At 70.8% G+C, this 17,084-nt stretch carries 15 protein-coding genes and 1 tRNA gene; 7 read left to right on the forward strand and 9 right to left on the reverse strand.

Features of this window, described 5'->3' with window-relative positions; translation table 11 throughout:
* Positions 1-49 precede the first annotated feature (49 nt).
* The 5 genes from hemC (at position 50) to RGI145_RS06065 (ending at position 4,607) form a co-directional block, all read left to right on the forward strand.
* Entirely contained in the window at positions 50-1,084 is a 1,035-nt protein-coding gene (gene hemC, locus RGI145_RS06045) for a hydroxymethylbilane synthase (protein ID WP_075797651.1), read from the forward strand.
* A gap of 104 nt (positions 1,085-1,188) precedes the next feature.
* A complete protein-coding gene (locus RGI145_RS06050; protein ID WP_167668238.1) occupies positions 1,189-1,830 on the forward strand; it encodes a uroporphyrinogen-III synthase in 642 nt (213 codons plus the stop codon).
* Entirely contained in the window at positions 1,827-3,191 is a 1,365-nt protein-coding gene (locus tag RGI145_RS06055) for a COG4223 family protein (RefSeq protein ID WP_156878448.1), read from the forward strand. Before RGI145_RS06050 ends, RGI145_RS06055 begins: the two co-directional genes overlap by 4 nt.
* On the forward strand, positions 3,191-4,474 hold the full coding sequence (locus RGI145_RS06060; protein WP_075797653.1) for a heme biosynthesis HemY N-terminal domain-containing protein: 1,284 nt from the start codon (positions 3,191-3,193) through the stop codon (positions 4,472-4,474). The genes RGI145_RS06055 and RGI145_RS06060 overlap by 1 nt, the downstream gene beginning before the upstream one ends.
* A gap of 58 nt (positions 4,475-4,532) precedes the next feature.
* Positions 4,533-4,607: transfer RNA gene (locus tag RGI145_RS06065), tRNA-Thr, on the forward strand.
* A 524-nt stretch (positions 4,608-5,131) separates the two neighbouring features.
* Here the strand turns inward: RGI145_RS06065 and RGI145_RS06070 are convergent.
* Both RGI145_RS06070 and RGI145_RS06075 read right to left on the reverse strand, forming a co-directional pair.
* Positions 5,132-5,386, reverse strand: coding sequence for a hypothetical protein (locus RGI145_RS06070; protein WP_156878449.1), 255 nt, complete (start codon positions 5,384-5,386; stop codon positions 5,132-5,134).
* A gap of 317 nt (positions 5,387-5,703) precedes the next feature.
* On the reverse strand, positions 5,704-5,943 hold the full coding sequence (locus RGI145_RS06075; RefSeq protein ID WP_156878450.1) for a hypothetical protein: 240 nt from the start codon (positions 5,941-5,943) through the stop codon (positions 5,704-5,706).
* Between the two features lie 242 nt (positions 5,944-6,185).
* Between RGI145_RS06075 and RGI145_RS06080 the strand changes: the two genes are divergently transcribed.
* Positions 6,186-8,459 carry a CDC48 family AAA ATPase gene (locus RGI145_RS06080; protein ID WP_075797656.1) on the forward strand — a complete coding sequence of 758 codons (2,274 nt, stop codon included), beginning with the start codon at positions 6,186-6,188 and terminating at the stop codon, positions 8,457-8,459.
* Positions 8,460-8,951: 492 nt separating this feature from the next.
* Here RGI145_RS06080 and RGI145_RS06085 read toward each other — a convergent pair whose 3' ends face one another.
* Positions 8,952-9,620 carry a MarC family NAAT transporter gene (locus tag RGI145_RS06085; RefSeq protein ID WP_075797657.1) on the reverse strand — a complete coding sequence of 223 codons (669 nt, stop codon included), beginning with the start codon at positions 9,618-9,620 and terminating at the stop codon, positions 8,952-8,954.
* Between the two features lie 175 nt (positions 9,621-9,795).
* On the opposite strand from RGI145_RS06085, the gene RGI145_RS06090 reads away from it, so the two are divergent.
* On the forward strand, positions 9,796-10,929 hold the full coding sequence (locus RGI145_RS06090; RefSeq protein ID WP_075797658.1) for an epoxide hydrolase family protein: 1,134 nt from the start codon (positions 9,796-9,798) through the stop codon (positions 10,927-10,929).
* A 42-nt stretch (positions 10,930-10,971) separates the two neighbouring features.
* Here RGI145_RS06090 and RGI145_RS06095 read toward each other — a convergent pair whose 3' ends face one another.
* The 6 genes from RGI145_RS06095 to RGI145_RS06120 form a co-directional block, all read right to left on the reverse strand.
* The gene (locus tag RGI145_RS06095; protein WP_075797659.1) at positions 10,972-12,075 is read right to left on the reverse strand and encodes an SMP-30/gluconolactonase/LRE family protein; all 1,104 of its coding nucleotides are present in this window, start codon (positions 12,073-12,075) and stop codon (positions 10,972-10,974) included.
* 99 nt (positions 12,076-12,174) lie between these two features.
* Positions 12,175-12,966 carry a hypothetical protein gene (locus RGI145_RS06100; protein WP_075797660.1) on the reverse strand — a complete coding sequence of 264 codons (792 nt, stop codon included), beginning with the start codon at positions 12,964-12,966 and terminating at the stop codon, positions 12,175-12,177.
* Positions 12,963-13,361 (reverse strand): hypothetical protein, encoded by a 399-nt coding sequence (locus RGI145_RS06105; protein WP_075797661.1) that lies wholly within the window; start codon positions 13,359-13,361, stop codon positions 12,963-12,965. Before RGI145_RS06105 ends, RGI145_RS06100 begins: the two co-directional genes overlap by 4 nt.
* A 187-nt stretch (positions 13,362-13,548) precedes the next feature.
* Complete coding sequence (locus tag RGI145_RS06110) at positions 13,549-14,472, reverse strand: dihydrodipicolinate synthase family protein (protein WP_075797662.1); 924 nt, start codon at positions 14,470-14,472, stop codon at positions 13,549-13,551.
* The gene (locus tag RGI145_RS06115) at positions 14,469-15,248 is read right to left on the reverse strand and encodes a GntR family transcriptional regulator (protein ID WP_075797663.1); all 780 of its coding nucleotides are present in this window, start codon (positions 15,246-15,248) and stop codon (positions 14,469-14,471) included. Before RGI145_RS06115 ends, RGI145_RS06110 begins: the two co-directional genes overlap by 4 nt.
* A 75-nt stretch (positions 15,249-15,323) precedes the next feature.
* Positions 15,324-16,919 (reverse strand): response regulator, encoded by a 1,596-nt coding sequence (locus RGI145_RS06120; RefSeq protein ID WP_167668240.1) that lies wholly within the window; start codon positions 16,917-16,919, stop codon positions 15,324-15,326.
* Positions 16,920-17,084: the final 165 nt, after the last annotated feature.

Raw genomic sequence — 17,084 nt, forward strand, 5'->3', positions numbered from 1 at the left:
CGCGACAAGCCCGCTTCCACGAAGGGCAGGGCGGTTCTATGACGCGCCGATGCTTCCTGCCCACCCCGCGGCACCCGGGACCAAGCCCGCCGCCCTTTCCTCCGAGGCCAGACCGCGCGTGCAGCCGCATGCGGGGCGGAACCTGCCGCTGCGCGTCGGCACGCGCGGCTCGCCCCTGGCGCTGTGGCAAACGCGGCACTTCCTGCAGAAGATCCTGCACTTCTGCCCCGTGCTGCGCATGGCCGAGGCCTTCGACGAGCATGTGATCGCCACCTCGGGCGACAGGATCCAGGACCGGCGCCTCGCCGATATCGGGGGCAAGGGGCTCTTCGCCAAGGAGATCCACGAGGCGCTGCTGGACGGGCGGATCGACTTCGCCGTGCACAGCCTCAAGGATCTGGAAACCGAGATGCCGCCGGGCATCGTCCTCGCCTGCACCCTCAAGCGCGAGGATGCGCGGGACGTGCTGCTCCCCGGCCCCGGCTGCGGCGCGCTCGATCCGGCGGACCCGCTCGGCTCGCTGCCGGCGGGCATCCTGCTCGGCACGGCCAGCCTGCGGCGGCAGAGCCAGGTGCTGCATGCGCGGCCGGACCTGCGGGTGACGATGATCCGCGGCAACGTCCAGTCCCGCCTCGGCAAGCTCGGTGCCGGCGAGGTGGATGCCACGATGCTGGCCCTGGCCGGGCTCAAGCGGCTGGAACTCGCGCCCGAGGGCATGGTGATCCTGGACCCGGAGGCCATGGTCCCCGCCGCCGGACAGGGGATCGTCGGCGTGACGGTGCGCGAGGGCGACACCGAGCTGCGCCAGCTCCTGGCCGCCATCGAGAATCCGGAAGCCCGCGCCGTATCCCGCGCCGAGCGCGCGCTGCTCTCGGCGCTGGACGGTTCCTGCCGCACGCCGATCGGCGGCCATGCCAAGCTGCTGCCGGACGGGCGGCTCCGCCTGACCGGGCTGGTGGCGCGGCCGGACGGCTCCTTCCTGCTCAAGCGCAGCGTGCATGGCGACGCCCGGGATGCCGAGCGGCTGGGCGACGCGCTGGGCCAGGAATTGCGGCTGGACAGCCCGGCCGACCTCTTCACCTGAGCCGCGCCGCGGAAGCCGGGGATTCGCCCGGCTGCCTCGTCACGCGGCCGGAGCCCGGGGCGGCCGAGACCGCCACTCTCGTCGCCGCGCTCGGCTGGCGGCCCGTGCTGGCGCCCGCCCTGCTGCTCGAACTGCGCCACGTGCCGCTGCCGCCGGCCCAGGCCCTGCTGCTGACCAGCCGCGCCGCCGCCCGCGCCCTGGTGGGCCGCATGCCCGACATGCCGGTCCTGGCCGTGGGTGGGGCCACGGCGGCGGAGGCCCGCCGCGCCGGCGCCACGACGCTGCATGTGGCAACCGGCGATGCCCAGGCCCTCGCAACCCTTGCCACCGCCGTGCTGGACCCGGCGGGCGGGCCACTCCTGCTGGCGGTGGGCCGTGGCTACGCGCTTGATCTGGCCAGGATATTGCGGGAGAGGGGATTCCGCGTCCGGCGCCGGGTGGTCTATGACGCCCACCCCGCAAGACACCTGCCGGAGGAGGCGCTGCTGGCGCTTCGTGCGGGGAAGATCGGCTCGGCCCTGTTCTTCTCGCCGCGCTCCGCGGAGGTTACGCTGTCGCTGATGCGGGACGCGGGCCTGGCCGCGGCGGCAACGTCCGTCGAGGCCCTCGCGTTGAGCGCGCGTGTCGCGACGACGCTCCGGGGCCTCCCCTGGCGCGGTGTCCGCGTCGCGTCCGATCTGAACCAGAATGCCTTGTTGGCCCTGTTGGGTCCGGCAGGCCAAACAGGAGAGCCGCCGCCCTCATGAGCGATTCCCCCGACAAGGACACGGCCCCAAGGGAACAACCAGGGGCACAGCAGGGGCCTCGTCAGGAGCCGCAGGCGGCTGCCGGCCCGTCCGGGTCCGGCGGCGCGCCGGCACGTTCCACCCTCCCGCCCTCGCCGCCGCCTCGCAAGCTCGATCCGGCGGTGCTGCCCATCCTGATCGGTGTGCTGGTGCTGGGCGGCGCCCTCGCCTTCCTGTTCCTGACGCCCTCCGGCACGGTCAATTCCGGCGAGACCAACCGGGTCCGGATCGCGGCGCTGGAGGAGAAGCTCGCCTCCGCCACCGAGCGCGTGCAGGCCGACGAACGCCGCATGGCGGCATTGGAGCAGCAGGCTCAGCAGCTCGCCACGCGCCCGGCCGGCGACCCGGCCGCCCTTCAGGATCTCGGCGCCCGCCTGCAGGGCATCGAGACCCGGGACGGCGAAAGCACCAAGCGCCTGACCGACAGCCTCGCCGCCCTGGAGAACGACCTGCAGCAGCGCCGCCAGGCCAACGAGGCCCGGCTTTCGGCCATCGAAAAGAACGCCGGCGAGGCCAGCCAGCAGAACGCCCAGCGCATCCAGGCCATCGACGGCCGGGTCGGCGAGGTGGAGAACCGCGCCGCCGCCCGCGCCGCGGAGGCCGAGCGCAGCCTGTCGCAGCGCATCTCCGAGGCGGAGAAGCAGATCGCCCAGCGCGTCGCCGATGCCGAGGCCGCCATCGCGCCCCGGCTGGCGGCGCTGGACCAGAGCATCGCCCAGCGGGTGCAGGCCGCCACGCAGGAACTGGACCGCCGCGTCAACGCGCAGAACAGCGCGCTCGACCAGCGCCTCGCCGCCTTCGACGCCCGGGTGAAGCAGGCCGAGAGCGCCGAGCGCCGCGTGGGCTTCCTGGCCGCGCGGGGCGCCATCCAGTCCGCGCTGGAGGCCGGACAGCCGCTGAAGCAACCCCTTGCCGGCCTGCCCGGCACGCCGCCGCCCGCGCTGCAACGCTATGCGGACACGGCACCGCCGACCGAGGCCGCGCTACGCCTGAGCTTCGAGGACGCCGCCCGTGCCGCCCGCGCCGCCGCCGAGCCGCAAGGGCAGGGGGTCATGGACTCCGCCCTGGCGCGCATCCAGGGGCTGGTGACCGTGCGCCGGGGCGATCAGGTGGTGGTGGGCGACACCGCCGCCGGCCATCTGGAGGCCGCGCGCCGGGCGCTGGATGCCGGCGACCTCGCCGCGGCCCTGCAACGACTCGACGCGCTGCCGCCCGAATCCAAGGCCGCCATGCGCGGCTGGCTGGATCAGGCCCAGGGGCTGCTGGCGGCGCAGACCGCGCTGCGCACCCTCGCCGCGGACCGCAACGGGGGCGCCGGCTGATGCTTCGCGCCATCTGGCTGCTGATCGTCCTCGCGGTCGGCGTCGCCTTCGCCTGGTACCTGCGCAACCTCGGCGGCGCCGTCGAGATGCGGGTGGGCGATGTCTTCGTCGGCCTGCCGCTCTGGGTCCTGCTGCTGATCCTCGTGGTCGGCTTCGTGGTGCTGCACGGGCTGCTGCGGGGCTGGGCGCTGCTGCGCTCCTGGCCGCAGCGCATCCGTGACCGCCGCACCGCCCGCTACCGCACGGAAGGCGATGCCGCCGTGACCCGCGCCCTGGTGGCTCTGGCCTCCGGCACGGCCGACCAGGCGCGGATGGAGATCCGCCGCGCCCGCAAGCTGCTGGGGGACACGCCGCACACCCTGCTGCTGACCGCCGAGGCGGAGCGCATGAGCGGGCGGGAGGAGGCGGCCAACGCCGCCTTCCAGGCCCTGGCCGAGCGCGAGGACGCCCGCTTCCTGGGCCTGCGCGGGCTGCTGCGTTCCGCCATGCAGCGGGAGGACTGGCCCGAGGCGCAGCGTCTGGCGCGCGAGGCCGAGGCGGCTCAGCCCGGCGCCTCCTGGGTGCGGGAGGAGCGGGCGCTGCTCGCCATGCGCACGCATCACTGGGGTGAGGCGCTGGCGCTGCGGGCGCCGGGCCTTTCCGAATCCGCCCTGGCCCTGGCCGCGGCGGAAGAGGAGCAGGCCCCGACCCGCAAGGCGGAGCTGGAGAAGCGCGCCTTCCAGGCCGATCCGGGCTTTGCCCCCGCCGCCCTGGCCTATGCGGCGCAACTACGCGACCTCGGCTCCCCCCGCCGCTCGCGCGCGGTGCTGGAAGAAAGCTGGAAGGCCGCACCGCATCCGGATCTTGCCCGCGCCTATCTGGCCGGCGAAGGCGATGTCCTGGCCCGGGTGCGCGCGGCCGAGGCCCTGGTGGAGCCGAACCGCACCCATCCGGAAAGCCGCCTGCTGCTCGGGCGGCTGGCGCTGGAGGCCTCGCTGGTCGGCCGGGCCCGCACGGAGCTGGAGGCGCTGGCGGCCAGCGGCGAGGCCGATCGCCGTGCCTATCTCGCCCTGGTGGATCTGGAGCGGGTGGAGCAGGGGGACACCCCCGCCGGCCGCGCCGGGGAGGCGAAATGGCTGCGCGCCGCCGCCGCCGCCGCGCCGGAGCCCCGCTGGGTCTGCGGCCAGTGCGGACAGGAGCACGAGGCCTGGGCACCGGTCTGCGACCATTGCGGCACCACCGGCCGCATCGGCTGGACGGCTCCCTATCAGCGCCCGCCCGTCCCGCGCGCGGAAAAGGTGTAAACCGGAGTTGCCGAAGTCGGCGGGCGAGGGTAGATAGCGCGCCACGCCGCTTCGGCAGGCCGACTTAGCTCAGGGGTAGAGCAACTGATTCGTAATCAGTAGGTCCGGGGTTCAATTCCCCGAGTCGGCACCATCTTCCCCACATCCACATCCGAACTTGCCACACCGTTCGGCGCCAGGGATGCGGGGAGGTTGCCTGGCCTTCCGGGCGACGGAACCGGACAACGCAGTTCCGTTTCCAGCGTGATCCAATCCCGCCCGAGAATCAGGCGCTTGTCGGCGCTGCGCGAGATCGGCAGGCCAATCACCTTGCAATAGGCGATCAGGGCGGCCGCCAGCGCGGCGGCATGAAGGATCTGCGACACCGGCTCGGCGCCGGCGCCCGGGCGGACCACCACCCGCAGACTGGGTGGGTCCTGGGAAAGCGGCTCGCAGCGGAGGATCTCCAGCGGCTCCGGCGTCAGTCCGAGGACTGCCGGGGCACTGGCCAGCGCCTGGGAAAGAACAGGGAGCGGGAAGCGGATCTGCCGGACATCGACGATGTCTTGAAACATGCGCTCCTCCTTGCCGGACCTTTCTGCCGGCAAGGTCTGAAGCAAACATGAAGATCGCGAGGCGCGGCGGACCGCGGAAAGCCGCCGGGCCGGACGGTGCGCCTCAGCGCAGCGGAAGGCGGTCCGCCGGGGGAGGGTTTCCCCACAGGCTCGCCTGAGTCTCGATCAGATGCGGCTCCGACGCGATGGGCGGCGCCACGGGGAACACGGCAGCCGCGCCACGCTCCATCCCGCCTCCTGGCTCGTCGCAGAAGCGCGAGATATAGACGGCGTCGATCTCGGCCGGTGAAAGCCGGATCGGCCCGTCGCCCCAGAGATCGTCGTTGGTCCAGACCCCTTCGGCCGGTTTCCACAGCATCGGCCGGGGCGTACAGGCCCGCCCGGTATGCGAGGTCGAAAGTTGAAGCCAGTGCCAGGATTCCATCTGGTGACACCTGGCTGGCGGATATCCATCCCAATCCGATCGCATCGCTGGCCTCCCCCAATCCTTGTCCGGCAGCGCCCGCCATTCATTGGCGTTGGCGAATCTGAACGCGAATGAGGGAGGGTTGGGCAAATCAATTGTTTGTATTGCCGGATCAATTTTCTTCCCAGAGTTGTGGACACAGCCGCTCTTCCGGCATGGTTTCCAACGGATCGGGGGCATTCCGGGAAGAGCGACCGGACCGGATAGCCTCAGCAGCGGCCGTCACGCAGCTCGATCACCAGCAGGATCACGACCAGCCAGCAGACGAGACCGATCGCAGCGGCCCAGGCGAGGCCCTTGCGCAGCCGGCCATCCGAGACCTCCTGCGGGTCCGGCTGGGGGAGAGGTTGCGGCTCCCCCTCCGGTCCAGGATCGGGCCCATGGCCCCGCCGCCCCTGATCGTCCCGCTCTCCTGCGATCCCATGCCCTCCGCCAAATCCGGGCGGCACGGCCCGGATGGAATTCCCCACGCAATTCGGGTGCCACTCGCCCTTCGCACGGGTTACCGACGGCTTGCGAGGCAATGCGATGACGCTGAGGTGAAGACAGGCGGCCCATCCCCGTCCTGTGAAAGACACTCCGGAAAGCCTCTCGCAACCTCGGCCTGCCAGACTGGTTGCCGAGCCGGACGGTCCGGGCCAGGCGCCCTGGCACGGAGCCCGCCCGGCACAGGAAATGGACACCGCAGGCCATGGCCGAGGACAGCAAGAGCGCGCAGGTGCAGGTGGCGAATGCCCGCCCCGAGGATGTCGGCAAGGGGGCCGCGCGGGTCAGCCGGCGCATCATGCAGGAACTCGGCCTCCAGCCCGGCGACGTGCTGGAGGTCGTCGGCCAGCGGCACACCGCCGTGATCCCGATCCCGCCCTTCCCGGAGGACGAGGACCTGGAGATCATCCGCCTGGACGGGTTGCAGCGCGCCAATGCCGGCGTCTCGGCCGGGGAGCGGATCGAGGTCCGCCGCGCCCAGGTGAAGCCCGCGAGCCGCGTGGTGCTCGGCCCGGCGCAGAAGAACCTGCGGCTTTCCGGCTCCGGCGAGGCACTGCGTCGGACCTTCATGGGCCGGCCGGTGGTCGCCGGGGACGTGATCTCCACCTCGGTCTACCACCGGCCCGAACGCGGCGCCGACGGCATCCCGGACGAGGTCTATCGCCGCTTCTTCGAGCAGCAGACCTATGCCCTGCAGGAAATCCGCCTCGTCGTGGTGGAAACCACGCCCAAGGGCATCGTCCGCGTCGACCAGCACACCGAGTTCGAGGTCCTGCCCCAGTACGCGGAGCCGAAGGAGGTCCGCCGCGCCGACGTCACCTATGACGACATCGGCGGGCTGGGGAATGCGGTGGACCAGGTGCGGGAGATGGTGGAACTGCCGCTGCGCCATCCCGAGCTCTTCCAGCGCCTGGGCATCGACCCGCCGAAGGGCGTGATCCTCCACGGCCCGCCCGGCACCGGCAAGACGCTGCTGGCCAAGGCGGTGGCCAACGAGTCCGAGGCCAACTTCTTCTCCATCGCCGGTCCCGAGATCATGGGCAGCCAGTACGGCGAGTCCGAGAAGCGGCTGCGCGAGATCTTCGAGCAGGCGGGCAAGCAGTCCCCCTCCATCATCTTCATCGACGAGATCGACAGCATCGCGCCCAAGCGCGACGAGACGCGCGGCGAGGTCGAGCGCCGCATCGTCGCGCAGCTCCTGACCCTGATGGACGGGCTGGAGCCGCGCCAGAACGTGGTGGTCATCGCCGCCACCAACCGCGTCGATGCGATCGACGAGGCGCTGCGCCGCCCGGGCCGCTTCGACCGGGAGATCGTGATCGGCGTGCCGGACGAGCCGGGGCGCCGCCAGATCCTGAGCATCCACACGCGCGGCATGCCGCTGGCCGACGACGTGGACCTCGATGCGCTGGCGCGCTCCACCTATGGCTATGTCGGCGCGGACATGTCGGCCCTGGCGCGGGAGGCGGCGATGGATGCGGTGCGGCGCATCCTGCCGCAGATCAACCTGCGGGAGGGCATCCCGCCCGAGATCCTGGCCGACCTGCGCGTCTGCCGGCAGGATTTCGAGAATGCGATGAAGCGCATCCAGCCCTCGGCCCTGCGCGAGATCATGATCCAGGTGCCCAACGTGTCCTGGGAGGATGTCGGCGGGCTGGAGGAAACGCGCACGCAGCTCCGCGACGGCATCGAGCTGCCGCTGAGGCATCCCGATGCCTTCCGGCGGCTGGGCATCCGCCCGGCGAAGGGCTTCCTGCTCTTCGGGCCGCCGGGCACCGGCAAGACGCTGATGGCCAAGGCCGTGGCGCGGGAGGCGAGTGCCAACTTCATCGCCACCAAATCCTCCGACCTGCTCTCGAAATGGTATGGCGAGTCCGAGCAGCAGGTGAGCCGCCTCTTCGCCCGGGCCCGGCAGGTGGCGCCGACGGTGATCTTCATCGACGAGATCGACAGCCTGGTGCCGGCGCGCGGCGGCAGCCTGGGCGAGCCCGCGGTGACGGAGCGCGTGGTGAACACCATCCTGGCCGAGATGGATGGGCTGGAGGAATTGCAGAGCGTGGTGGTGATCGGCGCCACCAACCGGCCGAACCTGCTGGACCCGGCCCTGCTGCGCCCCGGCCGCTTCGACGAGCTGGTCTATGTCCCCGTGCCGGACGAGGCCGGGCGGCTGCATATCCTCCGCATCCAGACCAAGGACATGCCTCTGACCGACGACGTGGACCTCGCGGACCTGGCGAAGCGCAGCCAGGGCTACACGGGCGCCGATCTGGGCGACGTGGTGCGCCGGGCCGGCCTGCTCGCCCTGCGCGGCGACATCGCCAGCCCGGCGGTGGGCCGTACGCAGTTCGAGCAGGCGCTGCGGGAATCCCGCCCCTCGGTGACGCCGGAGATGGAGCAGGAATACGAGCAACTCCGCCGCAGCCTGAAGCAGCAGGGGCCCCTGACGCAGCGGCCGCGCATCGGCTTCCAGCTGGACTGATCGAACGGCGGAACGCGCCGGCGCCTGGGCTCGCGAGGGTCCGGCGCCATGCTTCGGGGCCAGCCCCCGGGGGAGAGGCTCTGCCTCTCGCCCCGGACCCCCTCTCCGCCAGGACGCTGCGCGCCCTGAACCCGATGAGCTGGCACGCGCGGTGACCGTCGGCCCGAAGGCCCGATCCCGCGCCTCCCCAACGCCCCTTGCTTCCCGAACCCGGCTTAGGATATAGGAATAAAATCAACATCCCGCCGTCACATCGCCAACCACTGGAGGCAGGATTCTGGGCAAAATCCTCTCGTCTACGAAGCGGGGCCCCGCATCCGTCGGACAGATAAAGGACTAAAACCCTAAAATCTTAAAACACTAAAACCCGGGATACCGCATGGGACGAAAGACCCTCGCCCCTGCAGGCGGGAAAGGGCGAACAGAACCGGCACCAGGCCGTGATGCCCCCCGAGGATCATGCGCTCCGCCCTTCGCATCGGGTGGCACTGTTCAGGGCTGCGGGTGCCAGGACAGGATGAATTCGTGGATGCCCGAGGCGATGAACTGCACCGCGATGCAGGTCAGCAGGAAGCCCATGATCTTCGTCATCGCCATCACGCCATGCCGCCCCAGGAACTGCGCGATCCGGAAGGAGGAGGACAGCACCAGCCAGGCAAGGAAGAGCGTGATGACGATACCGAGCGCGATCACGAGATAGCCCAGCACCATCCGCCCCGGAGGGATCTGCGAGCTGTAGCCGAGCACGGCGGCGATGGAGCCGGGGCCGCTCAGGCTCGGCATGGCCAGGGGCGTGAAGGCGATGTCGGGCTGGCCGGGGCGGTTGGCGGTCTCCACCGTCTCATGCGTCGGGCCGGTCTCGTCCTGCCCCGTGAAGATCATGCGGAAGCCGAGCGCCAGGATGATCAGCCCGCCCGCGACGCGGATGCCGGGCAGGGAGATGCCGAAGCCGCTGATGATGAGCTGCCCAGCCAGCAGGAAGGCGATCAGGATCGAGGCGGCATAGATCGTGGACAGCCGGATCTGCCGCTTGCGTTCCTCGGCCGGCATGGTGCGGGTCAGCGCGATCACCAGCGGAACCGTGCTGAGCGGGTTCATGATGGGCAGGATGCCGATCACGACGATGCCGACATAGTAGGGGATCTGGATCAGGTCCGACATGCCGGTTGTCTTGCCTTTCCTCAAGGGCGAGGCAAGGCTGAGCTTCCCCCGCCGGGCGGATACCAGCCCTGCCCCAGGCCGGCACCCGGCACGGTGCCCCATCGGGCGCTCCCATCGGGCAACCCCCAGCCGGGGCCATGCGCTGTGCCGGGACAGGCGGCACAGCAGGAAAGCCATGACCCCCTTTCGCGTGGACTGGACGGATGGAACCGTGGAACCCGTCCTGGATCGGGTGCGGCGCCATGAATTCGCCCCGGCGCCGGCAGGGGAGGGATGGCGCTACGGCTGCGACGCCGGATTCCTGCGCGAATTCTCCCGCTTCTGGGCGGAGGACTATGACTGGCGCGCGGCGGCGGAGCGGCTGAACCGCTTTCCGCAATTCGTGGCGGAGGTGGACGGGGTGGAGATCCACTTCCTGCATCTGGTGGGTGAGGCGCAGGGGAAGCGGCCCCTGCTGATGAGCCATGGCTGGCCCGGCTCGCACCGGGAGTTCTGGAAGGTCGCGGAACCGCTGGCCTTTCCCTCGCGCCATGGCGGACGGGCGGAGGATGCCTTCGACCTGGTGATCCCCTCGCTGCCGAATTTCGGCTTCTCGGCCAAACCGGCGGAGACGATCGACCAGCGGCGGGTGGCGGCGCTCTTCGACGGGCTGATGACACGCGTCCTGGGCTATCGCCGCTACCGCGCTCATGGCGGCGACTGGGGCGCGCTGATAACCGCATTGCTGGGCCTGCACCATGCCCCCAGCCTGGAGGCGATCCATCTGACCATGCTCTTCCCCCGCCCCGGCGCCGCGCCGGACACGGAGGAGGAGAAGGCATGGGCGGCGAAGTTCCCCGGGATCGAGCAGCGCCTGGGCGGCTACCGGCATCTCCAGGGCAGCAAGCCGCAGAGCCTGTCCTGGGCGGTGGGCAACAGCCCGGTGGGGCAGGCGGCCTGGATCCTGGAGCGTTTCCACGACTGGTCGGACCGGCGGGAGCGGCCGTTCGAGGCGGTGTTCAGCCGCGAGGACCTGCTCGACAACATCATGATCTACGTGATGACCGGGGCCTTCCACTCCTCCATCCGCTTCTACGCGGCGGCGATGGAAGGCGGCTTCCGCAGCCTGCCGCCGGGCGTGCGGGTGGAGGTGCCGACGGCCTTCGCCTGTTTCCCGGACCCGCTGCACCCCTGGCCGCCGCGGGGCTTCGCGGAAAAGGGGTTCAACGTCACGCGCTACACGCCCATGCCGCATGGCGGGCACTTCGCGGCGCTGGAGGCGCCGGACCTGCTGGTGGCGGATCTGCGGGAATGGGCGCTGGGCGGGTGAGAGAGGGAGCCGGCGTGAGCCGGCCCCCGGAAGGCGGGGCGTTCAGACCGCCCCGTGCGCCTCGAAGGTCATGGCGTAGATCGAGTGCGAACTGGTCATGTAGAGGCGGTTGTTCTTCGGCCCGCCGAAGACCAGGTTCGGGCAGCGTTCCGGCAGGCGGATGAAGCCGATCGCCTTGCCCTGCGGGTTGAAGACCATCACCCCATCGAGATCCTCGGACCTGCCGCGCAGTTCATAGACCTTGCGGCCTCCGACATCGCGCGGCTCGGCCTCCAGCAGCCCGTTGCTGCCCCAGCCGCACCAGAGATTGCCGTCCCGGTCCACCTTGAACCCGTCCAGCGCACCCTGGTCGGCGGCATCGATCAGCTTGGTCTTGCCGGAGAGCGTGCCGTCCGGCTGCACGTCATAGCTCCAGATGCTGCGGTTGGGCGTGCCCTTCCACTCGACGACATAGAGCTTCTTCTCATCGGGGGAGAAGGCGAGGCCGTTGGGATTGACCAGATCGGTGAGGACCGCCGTCAGCTTCCCGTCCGTGCCGATGCGATAGACATTGGTGGTGGGCTGTTCCGGCGTGGCGCGGAAGCCCTCCCATTCGCCGTTGATGCCGAAGGTGGGGTCGGTGAACCAGATCGTGTCGTCCGACTTCACCACGATGTCGTTCGGCGCGTTGAGCCGCTTGCCCCCGTAGCTGTCGGCCAGGACGGTGATGGAGCCGTCCTTCTCCGTGCGGGTGACGCGGCGGGTGACGGAATGCTCGCAGGTGACGAGCCTGCCCTGCCGGTCCCGCACATTGCCGTTCGAGAAGTTGGACGGCGCGCGGAAGACGGTGAAGCTGCCATCCTTCTCGCTGTACTTCATGATCCGGTTGTTGGGGATGTCGCTGCACAGCAGGTAGCCGCCCGCATCCCCGCTGGCGGGGAAATAGGCCGGCCCCTCGGCCCAGCGCATCCCCGTGGCGACCTGTTCCAGCGTGCTGCTGTAGATCCGGTACTTCGCGAAGCTGGGATCGAGGATCTGCACCGCCGGATCGGGATAGCGCTGGTTCGGCGCGAAGGCGAAGGACTGCGCCAGGGCCGGCCGGGCCAGGGCGGCAGTCGCGGCAATGCCGCCGGCGGCGGCCAGCAGGCCGCGTCGTGTGGTGTTCATCCTGTCTGCTCCTCCCGATGCGGCGAAACCCGGAGTGGTCGAAGGGGCGGCCGCGAACGGGGGAGCCTGTCCTGTGGCCAGGTGGCTGGCAAGGGGGGCTCAGCCCCCGGCCGCAGGGCTATGAGCAGGGGCAGCGGGTGCTGGGACCGCGGGCGCGGGGCCAGCGGGCGTACTGGCGGGCGCACCGGGAGCGGGCGCACCGGGAACGGGTGCACCGGGAACGGGCGCGGGGAGGGCCCGGCCGGTACTCGCGTCGGCCGGGCGGGGCGTGGTGGCGGCCGCGTCGGGCTTGGGCGGGTTCGCTGCCCAGGCGAAAAGGGCAAAGCCCAGGATCGCGAAGGGGGCTGCGCGCCAAAGGGCGCAGACGAGCCGCTCGAAGCGCGCCCTGACGAAGAGAAAGCTGCCATCGGCGCCAAAGAGGGTGTTGTCCTCCCTGGCCCGGGCAAGGAGCTGCGTCGTCGCGGGCGTCTGCGGGTTGGTGCTGCGGGCCTGATCCACGAGGCTGACGTAGTCGGCGAAGGATGTCGCGCCGGGCGGCAGCCTGTCCCGGTAGCGTTCGAGCAGCCTGGTGCGGACCTCGACCCATTCCGGAAGGTTGTCGTGACCGGCCGAGGCGATCTCGCGGAAGGTCATGCTTTCGCGGGTGAGGACCGATATGGCGTGGTGGAGGATGACGGCCAGCGCCCCGAAGCCCACCAGCAGGCCGCCGATGGCCAGGATCAGCCGCAGCGTATTCGCCACCGGGTCCAGCGATCCGAAGGCGGTCAGCGAACTGCCGGCGAAGATGCCCGCCGCGGTCCCCACCACGCCACCCACCATCCAGCGGGCGGTGTCGCGCAGGGACTGCGCGGCCGTCGCCATCGCGGAGGCGACGGGATCGGGGTCGCTCATGGCTTGCGGAGCTTGCCGAAGTCTATGGCGAGGAGAAGCTGCGGGAGAACCCGGGCGATCTGGGTCGCGGCGCGGGTGATGTCGTGCAGGTTGGCGGTTTCGACGTTCAGGATCGCGCCAGCGGGGTCGGGCCTGCTGTCGTCGGCGATCTGGTCCCGGGCCGAGGCCACCAGCCTGTCGATATCGGGCGTTCCGTCCTGCCCGTGCTGCAGGTTGATATAGGCGCCGGGGGTGTCGAAAGGATTGGGGATATGGACGGGGGTGAAAGGATTGAGGAACGGATCGCCGTTCGCCGGTTGCGACGCCGCCTGGACCTCGATCTCCAGGATATCGCCGCCGCAGGCGATGCGGATGAGACCGTTCGCGTCGGGGATGGCGATGATGCGTGTGGCCATGACAGGAGACTCCTCAGACCGGAGCACAGCTTGTCATGACGTTTCTGGAACGAGAAGCTTCCCGACGAGCGATCCCGGCCGCACGAAGCCGGGCTGCCCTGGCAGGAGCGGGATGTGGCGGCCCCCCCTGGCCCCGGGGGGGCATACTCCCCCGGGGTTGCGGCGATCATCGCCTGCCTGGGCGGCGTCAGGCCGCCTTGCGCGCGGTGAGGCCCCAGTCCCGCAAAAGCTGCACCAGCGTGTCCTGCGCCTCTGGCGTGAGCGGCCAGGCTGCGGGCGGACGAGCGGGGCCGGCATCCTCGCCCATCAGCTGCAGTGCCGCCTTCACCACGGAAACATTGGCGCCGCCGAGCTCCTGCGCGCGCAGCACCTCGAAGGGGTCGATCGCCTCGATGTTCTCGCGCGCCGCGGCGAGGTCGCCGCGCTCCAGCGCCGCATGGATGGCGACGGAACGCTCGGGCACGACATTGATCAGGCCGGAGGTGAAGCCGCGCGCGCCCACGCCATACATCGGCGGGGCCCAGGGCTCGGCCAGGCCGCAGGTCCAGTTGACGCCGAGATGCGCGGTGCGGCGCACGGCCTGAGCCAGCAGCATGACATTGGGGGTGGCCCATTTCACGCCGACGACGCCGGGCAGGCTGGCGAGCTCGACGATGCGGTCGATGCCCATGCTGTCGTTGCGCAGGTAGAGGACGATGGGAAGCTCGCCGGCCTCGGCCACCCGCTGGAGATAGGCCTTGATGCCGCGCGGGGCGCAGAACGGATCGGGCGGCTGGTGCACCATCAGCATGTCGGCGCCGGCCTGCTTCGCCACGCGGGCGAGCTTCTCCGCCTCGACGATGGAGCGGCCCACGCCGGCGATCACGGCGGCACGCCCGGCGACCATGCCCGGGACCTCGGCCTGCATGCGCTCGGCTTCGGCGAAGGAGAGCGAGTAGAACTCGCCCGTATTGCCGTTCACGGTCAGGCCGTGGACGCCGGCCTTCGCGGCGCGGGCGATGATGGGCTCCAGCGCCGCTGGCGCGATGGCGCCGTCGCGGTCATAGGGCGTCACCAGGATGCCGGAGATGCCGCGCAGGGCGGTGAGGCATTCTTCCCGGGTCTTTGTCATGTCGTCGTCCTCCTCTTCTGGTTGGAACTGTTCCGTCCGGAGCCGTCCGGGTCGGCGATGGCGAGGCTGTCGGCCATCCCGTCCTCCTCCATGGAGGCGTCGGCCCGCTGCTGGGCCGGATGCAAGGAGGCCTGGCGCAGCGAGCGCAGGCCATGCGCGCGCATCAACAGCTCGGCGCGGTCCTGGTCGCCCAGGCGCAGGGCGTCCAGCAGCTCGGTGTGCTCCGCCAGGGCACGGGTGAACTCGCCTGGAGTGGCGAGGCTGCGCTGGCGGCCGACCTGGTCATAGCCGCGCAGGGAGCGCAGCGTCGTTTCCAGCATGGCGTTGCCGGCCATGTCACGGATCATCTCGTGGAAGCGGGTATTGGCCTCGGCGAGGCGGCCGGCGTCGCCTGCCCCGGTGGCGGCCCGCATGGCGTCGAGCTGCCCGGCGAGGCGGGCGATGTCCTCGGGCGTGGCGTTGCGGGCGGCAAGCCCGGCGGCGACGGCTTCCAGGGCGACGCGGATGCGCCCCATTTCCTCCAGCTGGCTGGGGCCGAAATCGGCGACAAGCGTGCCGCGGCGCGGCAAGGTGACGACGAGCCCTTCCATCTCCAGCCGCCGCAGGGATTCGCGGACGGGGGCGGGGGAGACGCCGAGGCGGGCGGCAAGGCCGCGCTCGGAGACACGGGTGCGCGGCGCGAGGCGGCCCATGGCGATGGCGTCGCGCAACCGGTGATAGACACGTTCCGAGAGCGAGGCCGTTTCGCTCTGCGAGAGTGGCTGGAGGCCGTTCATGCCATCTGATATATCAGTCTGGCCGAGCCTCCGCAAGCGCTTCCCGCCCCGTGCCGTCCCCAAGGGGCCAAGCCGTCAGTGGGAGGCTCCGGCGGCCATCGCGCGGCAGGCCGGGGTCAGCACGGCGGTCAGGCGCCGGGCGAGCTCCTCGGTGCGGAAGGGCTTCTGGAGGATCCTGTCCTTGTTCTCGCCTGCCATGGCCGGGGCCTCGGCATAGCCGGTGAGGAACATGATCGGCAGTTGCGGGCGCCGGCTGCGTGCGGCCTGCGCAACCTCGACGCCATTCATGCCGGGCATGGCGAAGTCCAGCAGCAGCAGGTCGAAGCGGGTGTCTCCGTCCAGCAGGTGCAGCGCCGCGAGGCCATCATGGGCCTCGACCACGTCGTAGCCCAGGTCCCGTAGGGTGAGGGCGGTGATCTCCCGCACGGGCTCCTCATCATCCACCAGCAGGATGGTCCGGTCGTCTTTCTCCTGCCCCTCCGCGGGGGCGAAGGCAGGAGCGGCCGGGCGCGCCTGGGCGCGGGGCAGATAGAGATGGATGGCCGTGCCCTGGCCGGGCGCCGTCTCCACCCGCAACCCGCCGCCGGACTGCTGGACGAAGCCGAGCACCTGGCTGAGACCCAGGCCGGAGCCCTGCCCGACATCCTTGGTGGTGAAGAAGGGCTCGAAGGCCCGGGCCCGGACCTCCGGCGTCATGCCGGTTCCGGTGTCGCGGACCGTGATCGCCACATACTCCCCGGCCGGCGGTTCCTCGGGGTGCCCGGGCAGTCCGAGTGTGACGTTGCCGGTGGCGATGCGGATCGTGCCGCTGCCCTGCATGGCGTCGCGCGCATTGAGCACGAGGTTGACCACGGCGAGCTCGATCTGGGTCGGATCGGCCATGGCGAGCCAGGCTTCCCGTCCCGGGCTGGCGTCCAGGCTGGTATCCAGGCGGATGCTGCCGCCCACAGTGGTGCCCAGCAGCCCGACCATGTCCTGGATGAGCGCGTTCATGTCCAGCGGCCGGGGGTCGAGCCGCTGGCGGCGGGAGAAGGCGAGGAGCTGCGAGGTCAGCAGGGCGCCACGCTCGGCGGCCAGCCGGACCGCTTCCAGCCGCCGCGCGAGGAGGGCGGGCGACAGGCCCGGCAAAGCGGGCTGGCGCTGCAGCAACCGCAGGTTGCCGAGGATGACGGTCAACAGGTTGTTGAAATCATGCGACACGCCGGCGGTGAGCTGGCCCAGCGCCTCGGCGCGCTGCATCTGCCGGAGCGAGGCTTCCAGCCGGTCGCGCTCCTCGATCTGCTCCTGCAGACGCCGGTTGGCCTCGGAAAGATCGCTGGTGCGCTGCCGGACCAGGCGTTCCAGCGCTTCCTCGGCCTGGTGGCTGGCGGTCATGTCCGTGTCGATGCCGACAAAGCCGAGGAACTCGCCCTCGGCGGAGAGGCGCGGGGCGGCATCCACCCGCATCCAGTACATCCGCCCTCCCTTGGCCTGCATCCGGACGACGATCTGGAAGGGCTCGCGCAAGGAGAGGGCGCGGATGATCACCGCTTCATAGGTGCCCAGATCGTCGGGATGGACCAGCCGGCGCCAGCCCTGCCCCTGCAACTCGCTGGCCGGATAGCCCAGCGTCCGCTCGTGGTGACGATTGGCGAAGACGCAATTCCCATGCTGGTCGGAAAGCCAGATCATGGAAGGGGTGCAGTCGGCGATGCGGCGGAAAGCGCTTTCCCCGGCCGCTTCCGCCGCAAGCCACAGGGCGGGGGCGGACTCCTCCGGGGATGGATGGCTGTGGCCGGATGGGCCGCACCCTTCGGAACTGCTCCCGGTCTGGCAGGGCTGGGTCGTCGGGCGGCG

This window comes from Roseomonas gilardii, from assembly GCF_001941945.1.
Lineage (GTDB): Bacteria > Pseudomonadota > Alphaproteobacteria > Acetobacterales > Acetobacteraceae > Roseomonas.